The following is a 26,159-nucleotide window of genomic DNA, read 5'->3' as shown; positions in this document are numbered from 1 at the left end:
AGGCTTTGGTATGAATCGTCGATTATTTTGGAAAATACTGATTATATTTTGTGTGATTTTTTATCTAACCTTTCAGTTAACCTGGATAGCTTTCTCCTTTTATGTAGAAAATAGAAATCAACGTTTTCTTAATCATATGCCGACCAAAGTCGATATGATTGCGCAATTGTTACATGTTGCGGGTGAAGATGAAACACTTAATTTTATTGCGCATTTACCTGAACGTGAACGGGCGTTGTTATCAATAAAATTAATTTCCCCACAAAATGATCAAGTTAATATATTGACCGATGAATTAGAGTCACCAACTTATATTTATCAACGAACAGCAATTGCGCCTGATGGTACTTTATATGCTGTTTCGTTTAAAGAAGATAAAGATGATCGTAGCAAAAAGGTATTTTTTAGTATGCCATTGCCAATTATGTTAATGGGGGGATTTGTTGGTTTAGCTTTTAGTCTATTTTTAGCATGGAACTTAACTCGGCCAATGCGCTTATTGCGACAAGGTTTTTTTCGTGTATCACAAGGTGATCTTTCTGTCAGGTTATTTAAAAAATTAAAGCCTAGACGTGATGAGCTCAGTGAATTGGGTAAAGATTTTGATATGATGGTTGAACAATTAAATATTTTAATTTCAGATCGTCAAGCACTTTTACATGATGTATCACATGAGTTGCGTACACCGCTTGCGCGTTTACAGTTAGCCATTGGGCTTGCTCAACAAAATAAACAAAATATTGATACTGCTTTAGCGAGAATTGAATTAGAGTCGGAACGATTAGATCAGTTAATTGGTGAAATTTTAAATTATTCACGCGCCGAAATGAATAATCGTACTGATGAATATTTTGATTTAAAAGATTTAATTAGTGTGGTGATTAGTGATGCTAATTATGAAGCCAATCATCAATTAATTGATGTACATTTTAATTTAGCATCCATAACGCATTCTATTATTAAAGGTAATTCGGAACAAATTCGCCGAGCAGTTGAAAATATTATTCGTAATGCAATTCGTTTTTCTAAAGCTGGGCAAGCTGTCGAAGTGTCGTTAAAAGAAGTGGGTAAATATTTGCAAATTGAAGTCAAAGACCGTGGTCCAGGTGTTGATTCAAATAAATTATCGAGTATTTTTGAACCGTTTGTTCGTATCCAGTCAGCGCAATTAGGCAAAGGTTATGGTTTAGGTCTGGCAATTGCAAGAAAGACCGTCATTATGCATAACGGTACGATTCAAGCAAATAATCGTGATGGTGGGGGATTAGTGGTCACTATCAAACTTCCTTATTGGCGAAACCACTAATGTATTATTAATAACACTCAGAATTAACCGTTAATACATATTGTTTGACTAAACTTTCAAGTGTAATTTTGTCGTGACCAGTAAAATTGAGCCTTTGTATAATTTTATCAGGCTCACTGTCTAATATAGCTTTATATTGCGCGATATATTGGCTGGAAATAGGTTTGTATGACCAGTGCCACTCTTCTGGCAAATATCCTCCTTTACGACCTTCATTGAATGGCTGGCAAAAACCATACTTAGGTAAATTTTTTTGTAGCCATTGGTAAAGTATGATGCCTTTTTTATCATTTCTAAAATAACTTGATGAAACACTGGTAATGTCAATATCTGTTCCCCAATGATGTCTTGAGGTACCTGGCATAGATGATAGTTTTAAAATTTGCTCAGCAATTTTTTGTGGTTCATGAAGTTTTGGTAACAAGTCATCCCATTTACGTTGCCAGATGCCATTTTGATACGTGTAATTACGAGTTGCGCTCACAACTATAAACGGTATATCTGGATAAGACTTTTTAAAGTCGTTATAAGCTTTAATTAACTGCTCGGCAGGTTCTTTTTGCAGATACATGCCTTTTTTATTAACAGGCAAAATTGTTGAATCTAACGCAATAAAATTGTTATCTTTCTTTTCGTCAAATTGACCTGTTAATTTATCTAATGGAATTGGTTGTGCCATAGCGAATGTTGAACATAAAAGTAAAGTTATTGTATGAGTAATCGTTAACGTTTTTTTTAAAATTGTTGAATTCATTTTCATTTATATATCACTAATATTTATTAGCCAGATAAGGTGAAAACCAGTATAATCCTTTCCCTAAAAATTTAAATAGCCATAATGTGTAAAAACGAGGCCTTATGTTAACATCATCAACACCGAACATGTCTGTAAATTGTGCAGATGCTGCAAAAATAACACAAACTACTCCAGCAACCAATGAAAAAATTAATCTACTCAATTTTACCCGCCAGCAATTGAGAGAGTTTTTTATATCATTAGGTGAAAAACCTTTTAGAGCAGATCAAGTGATGAAGTGGATCTATCATTTTGGAATAGATGACTTTGATCAAATGACTGACATTAATAAAAAATTACGTGAACAATTAAAAACGTTAGCCGAAATTAAAGCCCCAATAATAGCGATGGAACAGCGCTCATCTGATGGTACTATTAAATGGGCATTGGATGTTGGCAATAATCAGATGATTGAGTCGGTGTATATTCCTGAGCGCGATCGCGCAACTTTGTGTGTGTCCTCACAAGTAGGATGTGCTTTGGAATGTAAATTCTGTTCAACCGCTCAGCAAGGTTTTAATCGTAATTTAACCGTTTCTGAAATAATCGGCCAAGTTTGGCGTGCATCAAATGCCATTGGTGTGACAGGAAAATTAGCCGATAGGCCTATTACGAATGTTGTTATGATGGGAATGGGAGAACCTTTACTCAACTTATCTAACGTTGCACCGGCAATGGAAATCATGTTAGATGATTTTGGTTACGGTTTATCAAAAAGACGTGTTACGCTTTCAACTTCGGGTGTTGTTCCTGCTTTAGATAAGTTGGCAGGAATGATTGATGTTGCGTTAGCGATTTCACTTCATGCTCCAAATGATGCGATACGTAGTGAAATTATGCCAATTAACCAAAAGTATAATATGGCGATGTTACGCGATTCAATTTTACGTTATTTATCTACTTCAAATGCCAATCATGGCAAGGTAACAATTGAGTATGTATTACTAAATCAGATTAATGACGGCGTAGAACATGCCCATGAATTAGCTCAATTCTTAAAAAATGTACCAAGTAAAATTAATTTAATTCCATGGAATCCGTTCCCTGGTGCTCCTTACTCTCGTTGCTCAAATACACGTATAGACCGTTTTATGAAAACATTAATGGGTTATGGATTTACGGTTATTGTACGTAAAACCCGCGGCGATGATATAGATGCAGCATGTGGTCAGTTAGCCGGTGAAGTTGTCGACAGGACTAAAAGAACACTGTATAAAAAGCAAAACTTGGTTCAGCAAACCGCATAAAAATAGACAACGGAAAAGGGAAAAGTTAATGAAAATATGGTTAGTCATCTTCAGCTGTTTATCCATGATTGCTTTAACAGGTTGCCAAGTTAAAGGGCATGAAGAATTTGATCCCGAAGCTGCCGCATTATCTAGAACGCGATTAGGTTTAGCTTATTTGGCTAAAGCTGATGAGTCACCAGAAAATATCAAAGCTGCACATTATAACTTGAAATTGGCTGCCCAATATTCACCTAATAACCCTCAAGTTATGCTAGCAATGGCAATGTTTGATCAGCATGTTGGTGAATATAATGAAGCTGAAATGATTTACAAACGTATCACCTTAATGCAACCCGGTAATGGACTGTATCATGTCCATTATGGCTCTTTTTTATGTGGTAGAAATCGTTATCAAGAAGCCAAAAAACAATTTCAACAAAGTATTGATTTAGATCGCCACCGTTGGAAAGCCGATGCGTATGAACAGTATGGTTATTGTGCGATTCAAAACGGTGATCAGAAAACTGCTGATTTAATGTTTAAGCAGCTTTTTAATTATGATGCATCTCGACAAGAAAGTGTCATTAAAACGGCTCAATTATACCAAAAAAATGGTGATACTAAGGTGGCTAATTATCTATTTTCTGTTGCGAAAAAATAAATATTGATAACGATATCGTGCTTGTACAAAGCGGAAGTTTACACCCTAGGCTTGTTGCGTAAGTTTAATTAAATTATGTTAGTAAACCATTTTGGGTGATGGTTTACTTTACGTAATATAACTATGAGAAAAAATCACAACGGTTAATTTATTTACTACTGCTATTGGGTAATTTTCTGATAATTTACGTGGCTACGCTAAAAAGTTTTGGATTGAAGACAGGTTATATAATTGAAGCTAAAGGAACATTTCCTGTTAGCTTCAATTTATTGTAGTAAATTCACTTCGCTAAAAACGAAGTGAAGCGTTTTTAATTTTTACAAAATTCCATATCAAAACTATGCGTTTGTTGGTTATACACTATTTTAAACGTGCCTTGATCAAGTGGGTTTTGTAATATGTGATTGACGATAAACGGTCGAATATTGGCTTTAATATAACCTGGTAAACCTCTTGCACCACGAATAATATCATAATGATCATGACAAAATGCACTAAGACAAGCATCTTGTACTTCTATAGTTAGGTTTCGAGGTTGATAAGCTTGATTGAGTTTATCAATTTCACGGCGGATAATCTTCTCGATAACTTCCATTGGTAGTCGTTTAAAGTGAACGATATTTTCTCTACCATTAAAACGATTCAGTAATTCTGAACGATAGGTATTATTTAGCTCATTTGTTGCTAGTTCGCGTGCTGCCTCATCAGATAGATTAGGATCAAGATAATAAGGCTGACCAATATTTGATGTCATAATAATCATTATGTCAGAAAAATCGACCGTACGACCGATATTATCGGTTAAACGTCCGTCTGATAAGATCTGCAAGAAAATATTAAATACATCAGGATGTGCTTTTTCGATTTCATCAAATAGGTAGATACCAACCGGTTTAGCCCTAACTGAATTAGTCAAAATACCACCAGCTTCAAACCCTTCATATCCTGGCGGTGCACCAATTAATTTAGCAACTGCATGTTTTTCCATATATTCTGACATATCAAATCGCACTAATGATTTTTCGTCACCATATACGTATTGCGCTAAAGCTTTTGCCATTTCTGTTTTGCCTACACCGGATGGTCCTAAAAAGAGGTAAGACATTGCTGGACCAGACTCTTTTAGTGCATCGACTTTAGCAACTTTAACCGAATTAGCTACATGTTTGACGATTTCATCCTGACCAAAAATACGTGACAATAAATGCGCTTCTAAATTAATTAAATTTTCAACTTCGTTTTCATCGAGTTTATTGGTTGATATTCCCGAAATTTTACTAAATTCAGTAATTACTTCTTGTCGATTTAGTCGTAAATCTTTATTGGCAAGCATTACTAGTTTTTTATGTTGCTCATTATTTTGTGCAATTTCGGCATCAATTTGTCGAATTTTTTCTTTCAATTTGGTGACAGCTGGCGAGTCAAATCCACCTGCTGTCAATTGAGCAAAGGTTTTTATGGCCGCAGAATCAGAAATTTTGTTTTCCTCTTCTTGCTCCTGAATTTGGGTGATTTCGTCTTGTAGCTGGAAGCGTAATGTTTCAGCATCACGTTGATATTGATATGTTTTGCTAATTTCTGATTTCAAATCTTGCCAATCTTGTTGCCATTGATTTAATTGCTGTTGCAAAGTTTGACGTTCTGTTTCATCAGTACTTTTCGCAATTTTAGCCATTAATTGAGCAATTTTAGGGTGCTGTTTATGCGTCAGTTGGCGGTAGCTTGCTAGTGCGCGATCAAGCAAGGATATTGCGCGTTGAGGCTGTGCTCCACCTAAACCCAAACTATCACGATATTTGCTTGTTAAGTGTATTGCTTCGTCAATAGCATTATCGTCAACTTCGATTTGATGATGTTCAGACAGCTCTTTTGCAACAACTGTAACAATTGCTTTTAAATCACTTCCTGTTGGCTCTTTTACATCATAAAGCGTGTAGAGCTCTGGCATTTTAGTACTAGCTTTTAGCACACTACTAAGTTTATCATCACGAACTTCTAGAATTACTTGAAAATTACCTGATTTATCAGCGTTATTTAATGCATTAATAAAATGAGCATTACCGGTATTGTGTGCCGCTTCTAAAAAATTAGCTGTATCAGTAATAATTAAAACCGATTCAGGTGTTTGCAGTAATTTTTTTAAAATATTTTGAAATTCGTTATTAATTTTAGTGCTATCACCACTGGAAAACAGTGCATCACTATTTAACCAAAATAGTTTTTTAACAATTAAGTCAAATGGTGTGTCAGGACTATTTTTAGCTGCTTGTAAACCAAGGGTAAGCGCCGAAACGCCTACACCAGCTGGTCCTGTTAGTAAAAGTGAGTTTGATGATTGTCGGATCAGAATTGATGATATTCTTTCTAAATCATGCTCTCTTCCCACTAATGAAAAATTGGGATGTTGCGCTAAATATTCACGCCCTCTAACTAGGTACATTGTGCATTCCTTCGTCAGTTATAGTTTAAAAGGGGACGTAGTATTTTTAGTTTCTTTTTTGGCTTCACTCTTTTCAGATAAAACATCACCAGTTACTGCAATAAATTCACGAGTATCACCTTGAACATCTTTGGACATTTTTTCGATTTCTTCTAAATTAGCGCGCATTGTTTCAAGGGCAGAACGGGTGATTTCTGTTGCTTCACGTTGAGTATCGCCAAATTCAGCTAAGTTTTGTAGCATAGCTTCTAAGTCGTTATTGATTTCATCACGACCCGTTGCAATTCGTATTGCTTCGTTCTTAGCAATATCGTTAGTTACTCTCGCCATTTCAGCTAAAGTATTTCCTGCCATGGATTGCGCTTCATTAATCGCTGCTGAGTTAACCGCTGTTACCACAACGCTAAGTTGTGAAGCGACTGATGCAATACCGCGTGAATGCATTGCTCTTGCACTTTCTACTTGTTTTTTAGTTGCAGCTTGCATGTTACGTATTTTAATTGCTTCGGTAGTTAATTCACCGTAGGTTTGCATCGTATCGACAGTTGCAGTTGATACGGTATCGATATGTTCATCTAAATTACGTCGAGTTTCTTCCAGTTTCATTGACTCTAACAAATTGTCACCAACATCTTTATTTTCGAGTTCTTGTCGGCGTTCACGATGGACTTTTTCAACTTGTTTGGTCGCTTCGTTCATAATGGCATAAATTTGGATCATGTTACCATTATTGTCGCTAAGCCCTTCGATTTGTTTAACCATCTTTTCAAGATGACCACGAATAGCACCAAAACGCTCTTTACCTTGGTTAACGAATTTTAAGGCAGATTCAACCATATCAGCTTGTCGTAATGTGTGTTCATCTGATGTTAAATTCAGTAGCTCTTTTAATTTCTCAACATCAAGTGATTCACTACGTTGCGCATGGCGGTGTTTAATTTCTTCTTCAAGATTTGCTAATTGTGTATTTTTATTTTGTATATCTTGTTCTAATTGCGCTATTTTTTCTTGATTAATTGCTATTTTCGCTTTTGAAGCCGCTTTAATTTTTCCAAGTCCGAAGAATATTCTATCTTGCTCTAAAGTATGAATTTCTTCTTTTAGTTTGGTTATTAGTGTATTGTTATTTGTGATTTCATCTTGTATTTGTTTTTTTTCGGCTTGCTTCTCATCATCCCATTCTTGATCTGCTTTTATTTGCGCTAGAGCGTTACGTGTTTCACCATTTTGGCGTAAGTTATAAAGCGCATCAGTGATTTCGGTAAGCGGTTTGATTTTATCAATAAAATCATTAAGGTCATTATTAAAATCAGCATAGACTCGTTGCAATTCAGCGAACACTTCGGTATCAGTCATTTCGATACGTTGCTTAGACATCTCTTCAGAGATTGATTGTAGATATTCTTTGAACTTATCAAACTCTTCTACTTTTTCACGATCTATTTCTTTATTATCGGTAAATTCTAAAATTTGTGTAACTTCTTGAACTTTTTGTTCAAGAGAAAGATTATCGGAAAAAATAACTTTGAAAAAAGTATTATTTTGAATGTTAGCTTGAGGGGATTCTGTTCGGGTAGATTTTTGTCGTTGTCTTGCTGAATAATCATTTTGTTGAACTGTTGCAGCTTTTTTACTGGACGATACACTCATTGTTCTATTCCTTTTTATATTCACTTATTATTTAATAACTTTATATCTTATTTCATATAAAGTAATAAAGTTTGGTATAATTAATTTATTTTTATAGAAAAAATAAACCTCATTTTTTCATCATGTTATTATCTATTTTACATTTCATTTTGACAAGAAAAAAACAACATACTTGGTTCAATTCTAAAAAAGCGTAACTAAAAGTCATAAAGAAAAATTAGATGTATTGCTATTTTCAACAACAATTAGTGTAAATGGACTTTTATTTGATATTCACGGTGTTGATTATGTGATTAAGTTGTGAAGTTAATGAGTATTTGATAGAAGGAAAATAAATAAAAAACCACCCGATAAAAGGGTGGTTTTTTAACAGGTTTTGGGTTGTAACGATAGGATGAATTACATCATTCCGCCCATTCCACCCATGCCGCCCATGCCACCAGCAGCACCTAAATCAGCTTTATCATCTTTAGGTAAATCAGTAACCATACATTCAGTTGTGATCATAAGACCTGCAACAGATGCAGCATATTGTAATGCGCTACGCGTTACTTTAGTTGGATCTAAGATACCCATTGCGATCATATCGCCGTACTCTTCAGTTGAAGCATTGTAACCATAGTTACCTTTGCCACCTTTAACTGCGTTAACAACAACAGATGCTTCTTCACCACAGTTAGTCACGATTTGACGTAATGGCGCTTCCATCGCGCGTAAAGCTACTTTAATACCAACGTTTTGATCTTCGTTTGCACCTTTAAGGTCTAAAATTGCAGATGCAGCACGAACTAACGCAACACCACCGCCGGCAACCACACCTTCTTCAACCGCTGCACGAGTCGCGTGTAATGCATCTTCTACACGTGCTTTTTTCTCTTTCATTTCAACTTCAGTTGCTGCACCAACTTTAATTACTGCAACACCGCCAGCAAGTTTAGCGACACGTTCTTGAAGTTTTTCTTTATCGTAGTCAGAAGTTGATTCTTCGATTTGTTTACGGATTTGTTCAACGCGCGCAGTGATTAAAGACTCTTCACCAACGCCATCGATAATAGTGGTATTGTCTTTATTGATAACAACACGTTTAGCTTGACCAAGATCTTCTAACGTTGCTTTTTCAAGCTCTAAACCGATTTCTTCTGAAATTACAGTACCAGCTGTTAAAATCGCGATGTCTTGTAACATTGCTTTACGACGGTCACCAAAACCAGGTGCTTTAACTGCGGCAACTTTAACAATACCACGCATAGTATTAACAACTAATGTTGCTAATGCTTCGCCTTCAACATCTTCAGCAATGATTAATAGTGATTTACCTGCTTTAGCAACTGCTTCTAATACTGGTAGTAATTCACGGATGTTAGAGATTTTTTTATCAGCTAATAAAATATATGGGCTGTCTAATTCAACCGTTGCTGTTTCTGGTTTATTGATGAAATATGGTGATAAATAACCACGGTCAAATTGCATACCTTCAACAACATCAAGTTCGTCTTGTAAACCGGTGCCGTCTTCAACAGTGATAACACCTTCTTTACCCACTTTTTCCATTGCTTGTGCAATTAAAGTACCTACAGTTTCATCAGAGTTTGCTGAAATAGTACCAACTTGTGCAATCGCTTTAGAGTCTGCGCATGGTGAAGATAATTTTTTAAGCTCTTCAACTGCTGCAACAACAGCTTTATCGATACCACGTTTTAAATCCATTGGGTTCATGCCAGCCGCAACCGCTTTTAAACCTTCATTAACAATCGCTTGAGCAAGGACTGTTGCAGTAGTTGTACCGTCACCAGCAGCATCATTTGCTTTTGAAGCTACTTCTTTAACCATTTGTGCACCCATGTTTTCGAATTTATCTTCTAATTCGATTTCACGAGCAACTGACACACCATCTTTAGTAATAGTTGGTGCACCAAATGATTTATCTAATACTACGTTACGTCCTTTTGGACCTAAAGTGACTTTAACTGCATCAGCTAGTACATTAACGCCTTTAAGCATTTTAACGCGAGCGTCATTACCAAATTTTACATCTTTAGCTGCCATTTTGTATTTCTCCTGAATTCTGTCTATAAATTAAATTATTTGCCAATTACGCTTGAACAATGGCTAAAATATCGCTTTCAGATAAGATAAGCACTTCTTCGTTATCAATTTTTTCTGTTTTAACGCCATATCCTTCATTGAAAATAACGATATCGCCAACTTTAACGTCTAATGGTTGAACTTGACCATTTTCTAAAATGCGACCATTACCAACAGCTAAAACTTCACCACGTGTTGATTTACCCGCAGCTGAACCTGTTAAAACAATACCGCCAGCTGATTTTGATTCTACTTCTTTGCGTTTAATGATCACACGATCATGCAATGGACGAATTTTCATTAGTTATCTCCTAGCACTAATTTAAATTAAATAATTATTAACAATAAATCATCAAATTATGATCTATATAATATAGTGAATACTACATGGGGTTTGTTTTAAATTCTTCAAGAGAATAAAATCAAAATATTTTTTAATTGATTAATTCTTCATCATCTTTACGAGTAAATTCTCCCTCAATAATATCAGCATTTTTATCAGTGCGTTGGTATGATGAAAATATTGATTTTTTGGGCATTTTTCTCACAATGAAATTAACAATCGATTCTTGCACATAAGGAATTAATAAAATAGCGCCTAAAATGTCGGTCAAAAAACCAGGGATAAGTAATAGAAAACCAGCAAACAATAAAGCAACACTTTTAATAATTTGATTTTTAGGGCTCTGATTTTCTGCTATTTTTTGTTGCATTTCGCGCAGGTTTTTTAAACCTTGTGTTTTAACTAATGAAAAACCAATAATAGATGTTGCAATAATACAAATTAAGGCAAGAAAAACGCCAATAGCGTTAGCTACCATCATAAATGTACTAATTTCAAAATAGAGATAAATAAAAAAAACAATAAAGCCTAGATATCGCATATAACAATTCCTTAAAAAGTGACGTTATATTATTAAAATTAGATCCAAATATATAGATGATTAGTTATTTTTCAACCAAACAATCTATTTTTTTTAAAATATCTTACAAAAGGGATTGACGGATAATCTCAGATCGTGTTTAATGTGCATCCATTGTTGCCCGGATAGCTCAGTCGGTAGAGCAGGGGATTGAAAATCCCCGTGTCCGTGGTTCGATTCCGCGTCCGGGCACCAATTCCAAAAAAGAACACCAGCGAAAGCTGGTTTTTTTATGTCTAAAGCCTTTTCTGATAAGCTTTGCAATGCATTTTCTTATCAATCAACTTTCACCAATATTAAATCAAATCAAGTACAATATCGAATACACAGACAGGTAGATTGGCTTCAATAATGGCATGTATCGGTAATATGGCTTTAATGCCTTTATATATTAAGGTTAATAAGCATGACAAGAACGTTACTGACTTAAGTCTATTTTTCCACTTTCTCGCAATTTTAGCTAAATAACGTATAAGTAGAAATTAATAACATTCCCTATTCATTTACCATTCTTTACAAATAATCGTCGTTAATCGGTAGTTAAATTTTACTAAGGTGCTATACTTTGACCGGTAAATTAATCGTTTAGTTTTTTGCGCACTAAAATGGAAAAGTGTAAATAAAACATAAATTTGCTTGAAGGATTGCGCATTATGCTTTATAATATAAAGACACAAGACACAAGACACAAGACACAAGACACAAGACACAAGACACAAGACACTGGCAGCCTTACGTCAAAAATCTATATCAACACACTTTAGCTGATTTATTACACCTAAAGCTTAATTTAAAACTTAGTTTAGTATTCGATTTAGTCTCTCGTTTTTTGCTCAAATTAAAGTGTGATTGCGTATCTAATTTAGGGCAGAGGTTGCTATCTGGTTTAGTATCGCACGTTCGCCAACCCAGCTCCCAACATCATTGTCGACGACAGCTATTATTGGTTAATCGTCCGCCATATATTGTTTTCAATATAAAGCGCTATTTAGCTTTAATACCTTTGTTATTATTACCTTATGCCACTACGACTCGAGCGTTGTCGGTGACTACGGCGCAAGTCATTCATGGTAGTCAGCCCTATTTAACCTCTGATAATGGGATAACTAAAATTACCACGACTGAGGGGCTGTTAGGTATTACGTTATCCGATGGTACCCGCATTACTCCTCAAAATAATACCTCAACCTTAGATAATCCAATAGTGTTACCTAAAGAAAACGAAAGCTTTATTGATATTGCTATGTTGGTGCCACCCGCTGCTGATGCTATCGCTTTGAACACCTTAATTGGCGAGCCTTACAATTATTGGGGGGATGATGATGGAGATACTGACGTTATAGCTACCGGTTCTCTAAGTTTATCTATCGTTGATAAAAGAGGTCAATGGGTATCACGTAGTACTGTGCCAGAGATTTGTAAGGCACCTTATAAGGTTACGTTATCCAGTACTAATGGCACATTAACTACCCGTTACGGAGTTCCTAATAGTAGTAATTTCAATGCAAGTAGTGTGACTTATTTCGTCAATCCTAAGGCTACGCCTGAGGTTTGTTTTTCTCGGCCTGATTTGACTTACGCTTCAGATCGATTTGCAGGTCCGGCTTCGATGTTGGACCCTACTAATGGTTTTCTTTCTCAGTCAACTGACCCATCACGTTATGGTCAAAACTTTCCTACTACTGGTTCTAATGGATTGTACTTTGATTTACTCATTACCGGTAGTAAACAGCTTTTGTCTTGGTCTCCGGTCTCTCAGGGAGGTATCACAGCTACAATGAGTAATTCTACTGCTACAAGCGTACGCGTTACTTTAACTGGTCCTTTCGCTACCGAATCCCAGCAAAATTCGGACAATCCTGGTCTTATTTCTAAACCTACTTTGCCCCAGACATTCGAGTTGGTCGGTCGTGACAGTCGAGGTAATGCTGTCGTTAAATATGGTTTTACTTTGAAGCAGTGGTTCGTCAACCGATCTAAAGATTACAGTCATTCTAAAACCTTATCTTGGTGTAATAGTATTGGTTATCGATTACCTAAGGTAAAGGATTTGACAAATGCATCTTGTACGTCTGATTTTCCATTAACCTTCTGTAGCGGTTTAGTCGGCGCTTCTCCTTCCTCACCTGGTGATTATTACATGCGTTATATAGGTGCGGGCTTTTTCGCGGAGTGGGGCTCTATGGCTTATTATCCAGCCATTGGTCTCAAAGGCCAATGGTACTGGACTAGTGAACCGAGTAATGCTGATGGTGACCTGGCTATAGTGAACGTAGACATAGGTACTGCGCGCTTTGTCAACAACTTTAACACACATAACGCGCTTTGCGCCTATCCTTAGTGCTTAGTCCTTAAGTTGTGGGAGTATATAAGAGGTAATAAAGGATAAACTGCCAATGTAAAGTCGCAGCGGCATGGGCAATCCGAGCCGAAAGAGTTGGCGAGAAAAGAGCGGTAGTTGCTTTAGCGACAACCGCTTACGACCGACAACGCCAACGGTGGTGTTGGCGGCTCGAAAAAAGAGTAATCAGGCATTGTCGAAATAAAATTGAAGAAAATAAGTATTGATATGTCAGTATTTGATAAAGTTGATCTAACTAAAGAGATTTGAATTAGTATTTTTTAATCTGTCATTTTGTAACTAGTATTACTAAACTAGCTTTTTACAAAGTATTTAAATTTTGTATTGTAGACCGAATTTTAATAAAACACTAAATTTTTTTGATAGAAGTTTGGTTAAAACATGAAAGATGTTAACGGAGTAAAAATGCCTTTAAAAAAAGATTAATTTTAAGAATACAAACACAAATACTTTTTTCTACCTAAAATTCCTTATCCCAACTCCTCATATTTTAAGCTATATCTTCATTTCCCATCAGGCACCAATCCTAAAATTATAAAACCTCCTAAAACCACGCTTCAACTATATTTTAGTTGCATGAAATCAAGTTGAAAATTTAATTTTATATTATTAATTTGGTGATTATTTTATTTACACTAACTATAATACATTTAATAAAAATCAATTAGTAAGTGATTATTTATATAAAAAGTTAAGGGTGATACTTAAATTGATCACAACTAAAACATATTTTTGATATAGATTTGCAAATTGAAACTGGCACTAATTTTGCATATTTTTATTTGTTTGGCGGTATCTAACTTTTGTTGCGTTAATGTTAGCAGTCATTTCAATTAAAAATGGTGTGTTAATGTAAATGCCTATGTCACACGTTGATTTTAATTATGGTGCTTTTTGCACTATATCTGTGCGGAAGATGGTAAAAATATGGATTTAATCAAGATTAAATTTTTTTGTTGTAAGAACTAAAATTAAGATATTTTATCAAATTTGTATATTAAAGATATCAAAAATACAATGCTCTTAACTTTGTTTACGTGTGACAAAATAGGTTTAATATAGTTGATAATTAGGATGATTTTATGAGAAATATAAGTAAATATAAACGAAAATTTTTATTGAGTGCTGCACTAATAACGTTGCTCACCAGTGCACAATCGTATGCTGATGGAACGTTAGTTTATTGTGCAGAAGCTTCACCTGAAACATTTAATCCACAGCTTGTGACAAGCGGTATTTCGATGGATGCGGGTGCAGTTCCTGTTTATAATCGTTTGGTGGAATTTAAATTAGGCACTACCGAAATTGAACCTTCTTTAGCTAAATCTTGGGATATTAGCCAAGATGGTCTAACTTATACTTTTCATTTACGTGATGATGTTAAATGGCATAACAGTAAAGAATTTAAACCAACCCGAAATTTAAATGCTGATGATGTTGTTTTTACATTTATGCGACAAAAGGATAAAAATCATCCTTATAACAAAGTTTCTGGTGGCCAATATGAATATTTTGAAAGTATGGGATTACCTAATTTAATTAAAGAGGTTAGAAAGGTTGATGATCATACTGTCGTATTTGAGTTAAGTCAGCCAGAAGCGCCTTTCTTAGCCGATTTAGCGATGTCCTTCGCTTCAATTTTATCAGCAGAATATGCCGATGCTATGCTTAAAAATGGCACACCAGAAAAAGTCGATTTACTACCTATTGGAACCGGCCCATTTACTTTTGTTCAATATCAAAAAGATTCACGAATCCTTTATAAAGCGAACCCAGATTATTTTGGTCCTAAAGCTAAACTTGATCGTTTAGTTTTTTCAATTACACCTGATGCTGCAATGCGTTATGCTAAGTTACAAAAAGGAGAGTGTCATGCAATGCCATTTCCAAATGTAGCGGATGTTGAACGAATGAAATCAGATAATAACATTGTTGTTAAAGAAATGGCAGGGACTAATATTGGCTATTTAGCTTACAATATGGATAAACCACCACTAGATAATTTAAAAGTTCGTCAAGCTCTAAATATGGCTGTCAACAAGGATGCGATCATTAAAGCTGTATTTCAGGGGGCAGCTGAACCAGCTAAAAACTTTATTCCACCATCAATGTGGGGTTATAACGATGCTGTAAAAGATTATCCTTATGATCCTGCACAAGCAAAAGAATTATTAAAATCAGCCGGATTAGAGAACGGGTTTACTATTAATTTATGGGCAATGCCAGTACAACGACCATATAATCCTAATGCGCGCCGTATGGCTGAAATGATTCAAGCGGATTGGGCTAAAATTGGGGTAACTGCTAAAATTGTTAGTTATGAATGGGGAGAGTATCTATCCCGAATTCGTGATGGTGAACATGATGCAGTATTAATGGGATGGTCGGGAGATAACGGTGATCCAGATAACTTTTATTCAGTTTTGATGAGTTGCGATGCGGTTAAATCTGGTTCGAATTATTCACATTGGTGTTATAAACCATTCGATGATTTATTACAACAAGCTCGAATTGAACCAAATCATGAAAAACGGGTTGAACTCTATAAACAAGCACAAGTTGAGATGCATGATCAAGCACCAGCATTAATGATTGCTCACTCAATGGTTTATATGCCGATACGTAAAGAGGTTAAAGGCTATATAATGGATCCTTTAGCATTACATAACTTCAACCAAGTTGCTCTTGAAAAATAGCATTCCTAGCGATTAACCTCTATTATGCGGTTAATCGCTGCGTTGGGTTTTACCTAATTTAATATTATCAATATATTATTTTATAACAATAAAAAGTTTATCTATTTGATAGACAATAATTTAGAAGCAATACTTAAGAGCCACTACATGTTTCGATTTCTTTTAAAGCGGTTAGGTATACTTATTCCGACTTTTATCAGTATTACACTGCTGACTTTTATTTTCGTTCACCTTATTCCTGGTGATCCCATTACCGTTCTTGCCGGAGAGCGAGGTTTATCGCCAGAACGTCATGCCGAATTAATGACTCAATTAGGTTTAGATAAACCGCTATATGAGCAATATTTTCAATACATTATTGGAATGCTGCATGGTGATTTAGGGATATCGTTTAAAAGCCAAATTCCAGTTTGGGAGGAATTTGTTCCCCGATTTAAAGCAACTTTTGAGCTTGGATTTTGTGCGATGGTGTTTGCGATTAGTTTTGGGATTCCAATTGGCGTGCTTGCGGCAGTGAAACGTGGATCAATATTTGATCACACCGCTATAGGTTTGTCTTTAACGGGATATTCCATGCCGATTTTTTGGTGGGGAATGATGCTCATTATGTTGGTCTCTGTACACTTAAATTTAACCCCAGTATCAGGTCGTGTCAGCGACATGCTTTTTTTAGATGAAAGTCAACCTTTAACCGGATTTATGTTAATTGATACTTTTTTATGGGGAGAAAAGGAAGATTTTATTGATGCTGTTACTCACTTAATTTTACCATCCATTGTATTAGGTACTATCCCATTAGCAGTAATTGTGCGTATGACCCGTTCTTCTATGTTAGAAGTGTTGAGTGAAGACTATATCCGAACAGCACGAGCGAAAGGAGTTAGCCGACTGCGAATCATTCTTATCCATGCGTTACGTAATGCGATGATTCCTGTAATTACCGTTATCGGTTTACAAGTTGGTTCGATGCTTGCTGGCGCAATATTGACCGAAACTGTCTTTTCATGGCCGGGAATTGGTCGTTGGTTAATTGAAGCACTACAACGTCGAGATTACCCAGTTGTGCAAAGTGGTGTTTTGATTGTTGCAGGCATGATTATTTTGGTGAATTTATTGGTTGATATGTTGTACGGTGTTATCAATCCCCGTATAAGACATAAATAAGAGTGTGTTTACAGATGAATAAACAGGTTATTACTGAAGCCACTAATGAGCAAGACACAAGTTTGGTGGTACCTCAACCATTAACCCCTTTACGTGAATTTTGGTTTTATTTTTCACAAAATAAAGGAGCTTTAGTTGGTTTGATCTTTATTGCGATTGTTATATTACTTGCTATTTTGGCTAATTTTATTGCGCCGCATTCACCTTCTGAACAATTTAGAGATGCATTATTAGCGCCCCCAGTTTGGATGGATGGCGGGAGTTGGCAATTTATTTTAGGCACTGATGATGTGGGTCGAGATATCTTATCTAGACTTATTTATGGTGCACGTTTATCGCTGCTAGTCGGCTGTTTGGTTGTTATTATTTCGCTGATTTTAGGAATTACATTGGGATTGATTGCGGGTTATGTTGGTGGCTTTGTCGATAATATAATTATGCGTGCTGTCGATATCATGCTTGCCTTACCTAGCTTATTACTTGCACTTGTTTTAGTTGCAATATTTGGTCCCTCTATTGTTAATGCTTCTATGGCATTAGCATTTGTCGCGTTACCACATTATGTCCGCTTAACGCGCGGAGCGGCGTTAGCTGAAATTAATAAAGATTATGTTATTGCTTCCCGTGTTGCCGGCGCTGGCGCCTTACGGCAGATGTTTATAAATATTTTACCAAACTGTTTAGCGCCATTAATTGTTCAAGCTTCATTAGGATTTTCAAATGCAATTTTAGATATGGCAGCATTAGGCTTTTTGGGAATGGGAGCACAGCCACCGACACCTGAATGGGGAACAATGCTTGCTGATGTATTGCAATTTGCACAATCTGCATGGTGGGTTGTTACCTTCCCAGGTTTAGTCATTTTAATGACAGTGTTAGCTTTTAACTTAATGGGCGACGGTTTGCGAGATGCGCTTGATCCCAAATTGAAACAGTAATGGAGATTCAGTCATGGCACTATTAGAAGTAAAAGAATTATCTGTTCAATTTGGTGGATTTAAAGCAGTAGATCACATTAGTTATGATGTTGAACAAGGACAAGTGGTTGGCATTGTAGGAGAATCAGGATCAGGAAAATCAGTGAGTTCACTAGCCATAATGGGATTAATTGATTATCCGGGTAAAGTTAATGCAAATGCATTACATTTTGACGGTAAAGATCTTCAACAGATCTCAGCTAAAATGCGTCGTAATATTGTGGGTGCAGATGTGGCGATGATCTTTCAAGATCCAATGACAAGTTTAAATCCATGTTTTACCATAGGTTATCAAATCATTGAAACACTAAAAATCCATCAAGGTGGTAGGAAAAAAGCACTCAAAGCAAGAGCAATTGAGTTACTTAAATTAGTCGGTATTCCTGATGCTGAAAATCGACTCAATGTTTATCCTCATCAGTTATCTGGCGGGATGAGTCAGCGAGTAATGATTGCAATAGCGATTGCATGTAATCCCAAACTGTTAATTGCTGATGAACCAACCACAGCACTGGATGTAACAATTCAAGGACAAATTATTGAGTTATTGCTTGATTTGCAACGCAAAAATAATATGGCATTAGTTCTCATTACTCATGATTTGGCCTTAGTTTCAGAGGCTGCGCAAAAAATTATTGTCATGTATGCTGGACAGGTAGTTGAAATAGGTGATGCGGAGATCATTTTTAAAGTTCCACTACACCCTTACACACAAGCACTATTACGCTCGCTTCCTGAATTTACTCAAGATAAACAGCGGTTAGCATCGTTAGCGGGTGTTGTTCCGGGGAAATATGATCGGCCAATGGGCTGTTTACTTAATCCTCGATGTCCTTATGCTACCGAACGTTGTTATACTGAGGAGCCAGCATTGATAAGTTACTCTCAAACCAGGCAAGTAAAATGTCATTATCCACTATCGAGCGAAGGAATACCACAATATGAACAATAATATGGAAAATAACGAATTATTGCTTGATGCCCGAAACTTGACAAAATATTATCATGTTAAAACTGGTTTTTTTTCTGAACCTAAACAAGTTAAGGCTGTTGATGGTGTATCTTTTACGTTAGGTAAAGCCAAAACACTTGCAATTGTTGGTGAATCAGGCTGTGGCAAATCCTCATTAGCAAGATTATTGACAATGATTGAAAAACCCACATCGGGAGAACTTTATTTTAAAGATCAGAATCTTTTAGATAATGATTTAAAAGCGCAAAAATTGCGTCGCCAAAAGATTCAAATTGTTTTCCAAAATCCATATTCATCATTGAATCCACGCAAAAAAATTGGCTCTATTCTAGAAGAGCCACTCATTATCAATACGGATTTAACTGCAAGTGATCGTAAAGCAAAAGTGTTAGCAATGATGCAAAAAGTTGGATTAAAGGAAGAGTTTTATAACCGTTATCCACATATGTTTTCAGGCGGACAGCGACAACGTATTGCTATCGCAAGGGGATTAATGCTTGATCCTGAAATCGTGGTTGCTGACGAACCTGTTTCTGCATTAGATGTTTCTGTGCGCGCACAAGTGCTAAATTTGATGATGGATCTACAACAAGAACTCGGTTTATCTTATATTTTTATCTCTCATGATCTTTCTGTCGTTGAACATATTGCTGATGAGGTAATGGTGATGTATTTAGGTCGCTGTGTTGAACAAGGACAAAAAGATGAAATCTATGGTAATCCTGAACATCCATACACGCAGGCATTATTATCAGCAACACCTAGATTAAATCCCGATCTTAGACGTGAAAGGATTAAATTAGAAGGAGAATTACCAAGCCCACTTAATCCTCCTTTAGGTTGTGCTTTCAATGCTCGATGCCGTTTAGCGTTTTCACGCTGCACAATTGAACAACCGCAACTTATCAATTATAACGGTCATAAAATTGCGTGTTTCTGTACAGAAAAAAGATAATAAAGGTGACAGTGAATTCTGTCACCGTATACTGTAATAAATCTATTTATTGTATTGTTTAATGATATAAACATGTTGTTGGTAAAAGTCATAAATTAACAGCTAATAATCAGCGAACTAGCAATTTAATACATTAGAAAGCAGCAGCATATCCCAATATTTTGTATAATTTTCACCTCTTTCCTGATAACAAATTGTGATATTTATGGTTTTGTGTTAGTTTCATACTCATCACTCACATAAAAATAGGTATTGGTTTATCCAAGGTTTACTTATGTCAAATTCATCTGCAAAAAAAGTGGCTTTTGCTGCTTTTATTGGTACTACTATTGAATGGTATGATTTTTATATCTATGCGTTAGCATCGGTATTGATTTTTGGTCAGCTATTTTTTCCCTCTGATAACGAGTTTGTACAAATTTTAGGGGAGTTTGCTGCTTTTGCCGTGGGTTTTTTATCCCGTCCTTTAGGTGCGATGTTATTTGGGCATATTGGTGACCGTTTAGGGCGTAAAAAATCACTTATTATTACTTTGCTTTTAATGGGGACGGCGACTACTTGTGTTGGGTTATTACCGTCTTATCAACAAGCAGGTATTTTGGCACCAACGTTATTGGTTGCATTGCGAATTTTACAAGGTGTTGCTGTTGGTGGTGAGTGGGGGGGTGCCGTGTTGATGACGAATGAACATGCGCCGAAAGGGTTGAAAAACTTCTTTTCGTCCTTTGCTCAGTGGGGAAGCCCAGCAGGCAATATTTTAGCATTACTGGTTTTTTCTTATATTATTCGTTTACCTGTTAATGAACTGATTGATAGTGGTTATTGGCGTATTCCTTTTTTAGCCAGTGCTATTTTGTTAATTATTGGCATTATTGCTAGAGTGACGTTAACCGAATCGCCGGTTTTTGTTGAAGCATCTAAAAAACAAGCAGACTTAAAGCAAGAGTCAGCACCGATTATTGAAGTATTTAAAAAAGCATTGCCATTATTACTATTAGCGATTGGTGCTAATGTGCTGTCATTTAGTGGCATCTTTTCCAATACCTTAATGATTGGTTATACTACTTTGGTACTTGGTGTCGAAAAATCAGTGATAGTTGATGCACTGTTTTGGATCGCTATTGTCCATTTTGTTGCTCAACCGTTTATCTCTTATTGGTCAGAAAAATTCTCAGCAACACGCTTTTTGATTTGTACAGCAATGTTGGCAATGGCATCGGTATTCTTGTTATTCCCGATTATAAATACAGGCACAAAAACCAGTTTTATTATTGGGATTTCGCTAAATGTGATTTGTTACAGCGGCTTTTATGGTGTAATAGCAGGGTATTTGAGTCGTATTTTCCCTGCCAGAATGCGCTATACTGGGTTATCAATGAGTTATCAAGGATGTGCGGCTATTTTTGGTAGCTTAATTCCGATGATAGGTGGTTATGTTATTTATACCTTCAAAAGTTTTTGGTTACCATTAGCCTTGTTTTATTGCGGTTTAGCACTGATATCCATTATCTGCATCTACTTGTTAAGCAAATATCGTTATTATGATGAATAATAAGGTCAATATATGAAAACCGTTTTATCAATTCAGTCCAATGTTGTTTATGGTTATGCCGGTAATAAAGTGGCGACGCTAGCGATGCAATTACAAGGTGTCGAAGTGATGCCAATACACACTGTTCAGTTATCGAGTAATACGGTTTATCCACATTATGACGGCATTGTGCTAGGCGCTCAGCAAATCACTCGAATCGTCAATAGTTTAGAAAAAATTGGCGTATTGTCATTCATTGATGCCATTATTTCGGGCTATATTGGGCTTGCCGAACAAGGTGAAGAGATCCTTGAAGCCGTAAAAAAGATTAAATTTTATAATCCTAATGCGATGTATGTTTGCGATCCGGTGATGGGTGGCGACATCAATAAAGGCAGTTCTCTGCCACAAAATATTATTGATTTCTTCACTAAGCAAGCAATCAAATACGCTGACTTTATTACACCTAATTTATTAGAATTACAGATATTATCGAATCTGGAAATCAAAACCTTTAACGATGTGCTTAACGCAATAAAAACACTGCAAAATAAGCCGATTCAAGCCATATTGGTTAAAAATCTGCTACATGCTGGTAAAACGACGGAATTATTTGAAATGATTTTAGCCACACCATCGCAAAGCTATCATCTGGCTCGACCATTATATGATTTTCCACACCGTCCATTAGGCGTTGGGGATTTAATCTGTAGCCTATTTACAGCCCATTTAGTCAATGGACAATCCCAACTAACCGCCTTTGAACTCGCCGCCAATGCCGCCAATCACGTGCTTGATATCACCAAACAACAAAATGCCCGAGAGCTGGCGATTATTGATGCTCAGCAGTGGATTAAACAGCCGGATTTGAAGTATCGTGGGACACCGCTAGCATTATAAGGCAATTCAGATCGGTATTATCGTTTGGTCATAATCATTTTAGCTGCAAAATTTAAATAGTTTATTATTGTGCATGAATCAAAACTCTTTGGTCTCGACAAGATATGTTGGAGATCACGTCTTATTGTGGATTTTAAAAGGTATTACATTTTTTAGTAATTATTGTAAATTTATTTGAGATTTTTTCAGACCCTCAGTATCAACTTCTGCATTTTTTGTATGAGAGCACAACCATTCTTCAATTCTATCTATAAGTTGTTCATCGGTTAATTTAAATTTCCCTTTTAATGCACATTCCCAGATTATCAATATTTTCCAGCCTAACTTAGCTAATTTTTGTATATTTTTTGTATCGCGTTTGCAATTATCATTAATTTTATTAAGCCAAAATTCAGTATTTGAGTTAGGTAACTTAAATAAATTACAGTTATGTTTATGCCAAAAACAGCCATGAACAAAGATAATCGCTTTATATTGCTCAATAACGAAATCGGGTTTTCCTGGTAATTCTTTGATTTGAAAGTTGAAAGGAATGTCTAAGTTTTTTAATAGATTATTAATCCGAATTTCAATAAAGGTATTTTCCTTCTTTATTGCTTGCATATTTTTACGTCTAATCTCTTTAGAATGGACATCAACCATAAAGATTTATCTCTGTTTACTTATCTGACAATAAAACAGTTCTTATGTTATCAAGATATTGATGATTAACATAAGCTTTAATAACATCTACAGGATTTAAATAGAGGCATTTTATATGTGGAAATACTTTTAATATTTCTGATTGTTCAATTTGCTCGTGATTAAATTCTATGTGAGAAAAAGTATTATGATTTCCTGGAAAAATAAAGATATTATCTATTTTAATTAAATTTCGATGCACTAACTGTACTGCATTAAGGTAACAAATCTGCTTAAGTATATCACCTAAAGCAGGAAGCGATTCGCTATTATTATCTTTAGCATCATAGTATTTTGCATCAATAACTGCGCCAGTTAGTAATTTATCATCTTTGATAAAAATATCTAATTTCATTCCAGGTCTTTTAATATCTGATAAATGATTAGTTGTATGCTTATAAACAGGAATTGGAAGCCTGTTATCATTCGCTTTATTTGTTCCTCTTAATACAATGCGTAGCATATTTTCCCAAAGTTGTTCAAACTTTTTAATTCCTAAAACAAGTATTGTTGATTCAGTACCTGGCTCTTGACTTAAAAAAGTAATAAGGTTTTTTAGTAATTTTATTTCTCGATCTGAATAAGCTTGATTTAATTCTTTATTTAAAATGTAAATTTTTTCTTCGATGGTTAAAGTGGACTTTTCAAATTTAGCTAAATCAGGGGCAATCAATAAACCTGCTTTTCTGTTCAACCACCAGCTCAAACTGTGATCTAATTTATGTACTATTTCTGCGTGAATTTTAGAAATTTCATGGGTATGAAAGCTTGTGAATTTATAGCCATAATATTCAAGATAAAATGGAGTATTAGAATGTATAAAAATAGGAAGTTCTTTTTGGAATGTTCTTTTCCAGTTTATTTTACCTGAATTAACTAATTCTTTTTTAGACACTTTTTTGTATAAGCCATAAGTCTGATAATCGGATAGCAGCTCTTTGGCGAGAGTAAGATAACACAAACCAACTTCAATGTTTTCTTCATCATCTGAAGTTATGTGGGATTTATTTCGTGTTGCATACCTTTCTAACATAGACATTAGTAAGCAAGCAAATTCCATTTTGTTTATTTTCGAATAATCAGAACTTCTTGGAATAAACATATACACAGTATCATTGTTTATCATCATGCCACAGAAAGAGACATTATTACTATTTTTTGCTGTAAATAAACCGCGCTGATTAATTTCTTTTCTTAAAACTGATGGTAAGTCAGAAATATTATCTCGATCAGTAATAAATTTAAATTTCATTGTAATTGTCAAAATATATTTTATAACTAAAATAGTTTTTCTTGTAATTCAGGACAAAATATATCTTTTTTTTCTTCAAAACACTTAATAAGTTGCCCAAATGTTCTTATACTTGAATCAAAAATGATTGTTTTGGCTTGATGTCTTAATAAATCATCCCATAAGTAAATAAAAAGCTTATTCGTTAAGCCTTTTTCATTTATTTCATTGGTTGATAAAAAAAATGGCCCAAGATGACGATCTTCCGGAATATTAAATTCTGACAGACGTTCATTAATTTCTGTTGCTAATTTTCTCCAGGTAACACCAACTGTCTGATTATTGTTCGGAATATTGATAATTTTATCTGATGCTTTATCCATCTTAATTTGAATATATTCAAATTCCCAACGCCTTTTAAATGCAGTATCTAAAGGCATAACAGCTTGGTCACTACTGTTCATGGTAGCCAAAATAGATAGATTACCTGGCATCTGTAATTTAACTTTGTTATCAGGATAACCACCAATTTGATTTATCAAATAATCTACTAAGCTTTGATCCACAGGTTCAATTTCGTAACAACCAATTCCTTTTTCATCTCGGTCAAGAAGTTGAAATATTTCACCAAATACCATTGCAGCTTGAGCTCGGTTAATTTCTTCAATAACCAAATAATGGTGTATTTGAGGATTTTTCAATGCATTAACATAAGATTGAATAAAAGGACCTGGCATGAAATGATAGCTACATTCATTATTATCGTTCATCGCTGGTTTAAGCATACCTAAAAAATCGCTATATTGAGTGTCAGCATGAAAAACAGTATGTATACAATCTCCACCTTTAGTCAGTTGATCTATTTGGTAACTTTTTCCAGTTCCAGGAGCTCCATAAAAAATGATATTACGCCCAATATCAATTTCATTTTTATCAATTAAATTCTTTAGTGCCTCTTTGAGCTCAGAATTTAGGCATATTTTTATAATTTCGTATAATTTATCTGAGCTGGCTAGTATAACATTCATAGCCAAATTTAAGGCGGATTGGATAACATCACTTCTGTTTAATTTTCGACCGGAAGATGATGTTGTTGATTTTATCCACCAATCAGGATCAGAAATAAAATAACTTAAATATTTTCTATCATTGTCATTTAAGTTATTAAGCTCTTTTTTGATATCATCAACCCAATCTTTTGCTTCAGGTAGATTTTCCCAATCTCTACAAGGTAATTTTCCTAAAAAATTTTTCTTAGAATCAGAGGATAATTTTTTCTTTTTAGAAATATTATTTATGATAGTATCAAACTTATTTTTATATTTTTCTAATTCTTCAAGAAGAGGGGCAAAAGCATATGCATAATAGAGACAGGTTGTAGAGAAATTAGCTCGAAGGTTCTCATTGTTAGTATAAATAATGGAGTAATCATTAATACATAAATGTGTACCTGTTTTATTAGTTTGTTTAAAATATTCTGTAGCATGCTTTTTGAGCAGGACTTTAAATAAGTGATCTAATCTAATTTCTTTGTAGTTTGGGAGCGTACTCCATTTTTTTCGGCATTCCAGAATAACTTTATCAAGATCTTTTAACATA

Annotated in this window: 20 protein-coding genes and 1 tRNA gene; 12 read left to right on the top strand and 9 right to left on the bottom strand. The window is 35.1% G+C overall.

The features are described 5' to 3' along the window. Positions 1 to 10 precede the first annotated feature (10 nt). Positions 11 to 1,306 carry an ATP-binding protein gene (locus tag J3U63_RS07185; RefSeq protein WP_065633801.1) on the top strand — a complete coding sequence of 432 codons (1,296 nt, stop codon included), beginning with the start codon at positions 11 to 13 and terminating at the stop codon, positions 1,304 to 1,306. Positions 1,307 to 1,313: 7 nt separating this feature from the next. Here J3U63_RS07185 and J3U63_RS07180 read toward each other — a convergent pair whose 3' ends face one another. Then, positions 1,314 to 2,066: a M15 family metallopeptidase gene (locus tag J3U63_RS07180; protein ID WP_267344456.1), complete on the bottom strand. Its 753-nt coding sequence runs from the start codon at positions 2,064 to 2,066 to the stop codon at positions 1,314 to 1,316. A 122-nt stretch (positions 2,067 to 2,188) separates the two neighbouring features. Between J3U63_RS07180 and J3U63_RS07175 the strand changes: the two genes are divergently transcribed. Further along, a complete protein-coding gene (locus J3U63_RS07175; protein ID WP_323849461.1) occupies positions 2,189 to 3,349 on the top strand; it encodes a bifunctional tRNA (adenosine(37)-C2)-methyltransferase TrmG/ribosomal RNA large subunit methyltransferase RlmN in 1,161 nt (386 codons plus the stop codon). Between the two features lie 28 nt (positions 3,350 to 3,377). Beyond that, positions 3,378 to 3,992, top strand: coding sequence for a hypothetical protein (locus J3U63_RS07170; protein ID WP_267334042.1), 615 nt, complete (start codon positions 3,378 to 3,380; stop codon positions 3,990 to 3,992). A gap of 310 nt (positions 3,993 to 4,302) precedes the next feature. On the opposite strand, the gene J3U63_RS07165 is transcribed toward J3U63_RS07170, so the two are convergent. The 5 genes from J3U63_RS07165 to J3U63_RS07145 form a co-directional block, all read right to left on the bottom strand. Beyond that, on the bottom strand, positions 4,303 to 6,432 hold the full coding sequence (locus tag J3U63_RS07165; protein ID WP_267334043.1) for an AAA family ATPase: 2,130 nt from the start codon (positions 6,430 to 6,432) through the stop codon (positions 4,303 to 4,305). A gap of 18 nt (positions 6,433 to 6,450) precedes the next feature. After that, positions 6,451 to 8,082, bottom strand: coding sequence for a hypothetical protein (locus tag J3U63_RS07160; RefSeq protein WP_267371116.1), 1,632 nt, complete (start codon positions 8,080 to 8,082; stop codon positions 6,451 to 6,453). A gap of 399 nt (positions 8,083 to 8,481) precedes the next feature. Then, positions 8,482 to 10,128, bottom strand: coding sequence for a chaperonin GroEL (gene groL / locus J3U63_RS07155; RefSeq protein WP_065633806.1), 1,647 nt, complete (start codon positions 10,126 to 10,128; stop codon positions 8,482 to 8,484). 46 nt (positions 10,129 to 10,174) lie between these two features. Beyond that, positions 10,175 to 10,468 carry a co-chaperone GroES gene (locus J3U63_RS07150; protein ID WP_034915350.1) on the bottom strand — a complete coding sequence of 98 codons (294 nt, stop codon included), beginning with the start codon at positions 10,466 to 10,468 and terminating at the stop codon, positions 10,175 to 10,177. Between the two features lie 133 nt (positions 10,469 to 10,601). After that, positions 10,602 to 11,051: an FxsA family protein gene (locus tag J3U63_RS07145; protein WP_267334045.1), complete on the bottom strand. Its 450-nt coding sequence runs from the start codon at positions 11,049 to 11,051 to the stop codon at positions 10,602 to 10,604. 158 nt (positions 11,052 to 11,209) lie between these two features. On the opposite strand from J3U63_RS07145, the gene J3U63_RS07140 reads away from it, so the two are divergent. The 9 genes from J3U63_RS07140 to pdxY all read left to right on the top strand — a co-directional run bounded on the left by J3U63_RS07140 (position 11,210) and on the right by pdxY (position 22,648). Next, a tRNA-Phe gene (locus tag J3U63_RS07140) sits at positions 11,210 to 11,285 on the top strand. Positions 11,286 to 11,964: 679 nt separating this feature from the next. Then, positions 11,965 to 13,431 (top strand): hypothetical protein, encoded by a 1,467-nt coding sequence (locus tag J3U63_RS07135; protein WP_267344760.1) that lies wholly within the window; start codon positions 11,965 to 11,967, stop codon positions 13,429 to 13,431. 1,103 nt (positions 13,432 to 14,534) lie between these two features. Beyond that, positions 14,535 to 16,148 (top strand): ABC transporter substrate-binding protein, encoded by a 1,614-nt coding sequence (locus tag J3U63_RS07130; RefSeq protein WP_323849468.1) that lies wholly within the window; start codon positions 14,535 to 14,537, stop codon positions 16,146 to 16,148. A 147-nt stretch (positions 16,149 to 16,295) separates the two neighbouring features. Next, entirely contained in the window at positions 16,296 to 17,312 is a 1,017-nt protein-coding gene (gene dppB / locus J3U63_RS07125) for a dipeptide ABC transporter permease DppB (protein WP_267344759.1), read from the top strand. Positions 17,313 to 17,326: 14 nt separating this feature from the next. Further along, positions 17,327 to 18,250 (top strand): dipeptide ABC transporter permease DppC, encoded by a 924-nt coding sequence (gene dppC / locus J3U63_RS07120; RefSeq protein WP_141671486.1) that lies wholly within the window; start codon positions 17,327 to 17,329, stop codon positions 18,248 to 18,250. Between the two features lie 13 nt (positions 18,251 to 18,263). Continuing rightward, positions 18,264 to 19,241, top strand: coding sequence for a dipeptide ABC transporter ATP-binding protein (gene dppD, locus J3U63_RS07115; RefSeq protein ID WP_267344757.1), 978 nt, complete (start codon positions 18,264 to 18,266; stop codon positions 19,239 to 19,241). After that, positions 19,231 to 20,217: a peptide ABC transporter ATP-binding protein gene (locus J3U63_RS07110; protein ID WP_267367199.1), complete on the top strand. Its 987-nt coding sequence runs from the start codon at positions 19,231 to 19,233 to the stop codon at positions 20,215 to 20,217. Before dppD ends, J3U63_RS07110 begins: the two co-directional genes overlap by 11 nt. Before the next feature lie 274 nt (positions 20,218 to 20,491). After that, positions 20,492 to 21,769, top strand: a complete 1,278-nt coding sequence (locus tag J3U63_RS07105; RefSeq protein ID WP_267371114.1) for an MFS transporter — start codon at positions 20,492 to 20,494, stop codon at positions 21,767 to 21,769. A gap of 12 nt (positions 21,770 to 21,781) precedes the next feature. Beyond that, a complete protein-coding gene (gene pdxY / locus J3U63_RS07100) occupies positions 21,782 to 22,648 on the top strand; it encodes a pyridoxal kinase PdxY (protein WP_267371111.1) in 867 nt (288 codons plus the stop codon). 159 nt (positions 22,649 to 22,807) lie between these two features. Here the strand turns inward: pdxY and J3U63_RS07095 are convergent, their stop codons facing one another. From J3U63_RS07095 to J3U63_RS07085, 3 genes are read right to left on the bottom strand one after another with little or no spacing between them, the layout of a single operon-like run. Further along, positions 22,808 to 23,290 carry a very short patch repair endonuclease gene (locus J3U63_RS07095; RefSeq protein ID WP_267371110.1) on the bottom strand — a complete coding sequence of 161 codons (483 nt, stop codon included), beginning with the start codon at positions 23,288 to 23,290 and terminating at the stop codon, positions 22,808 to 22,810. A 16-nt stretch (positions 23,291 to 23,306) separates the two neighbouring features. After that, positions 23,307 to 24,581, bottom strand: coding sequence for an LlaJI family restriction endonuclease (locus J3U63_RS07090; RefSeq protein ID WP_267371109.1), 1,275 nt, complete (start codon positions 24,579 to 24,581; stop codon positions 23,307 to 23,309). Between the two features lie 26 nt (positions 24,582 to 24,607). Further along, positions 24,608 to 26,158, bottom strand: a complete 1,551-nt coding sequence (locus tag J3U63_RS07085) for an McrB family protein (RefSeq protein WP_267371106.1) — start codon at positions 26,156 to 26,158, stop codon at positions 24,608 to 24,610. Position 26,159: the final 1 nt, after the last annotated feature.

Source organism: Gilliamella sp. B2838, assembly GCF_026536185.1.
Lineage (GTDB): Bacteria > Pseudomonadota > Gammaproteobacteria > Enterobacterales > Orbaceae > Gilliamella.
This window is presented reverse-complemented; position numbering and strand designations above follow the sequence as displayed.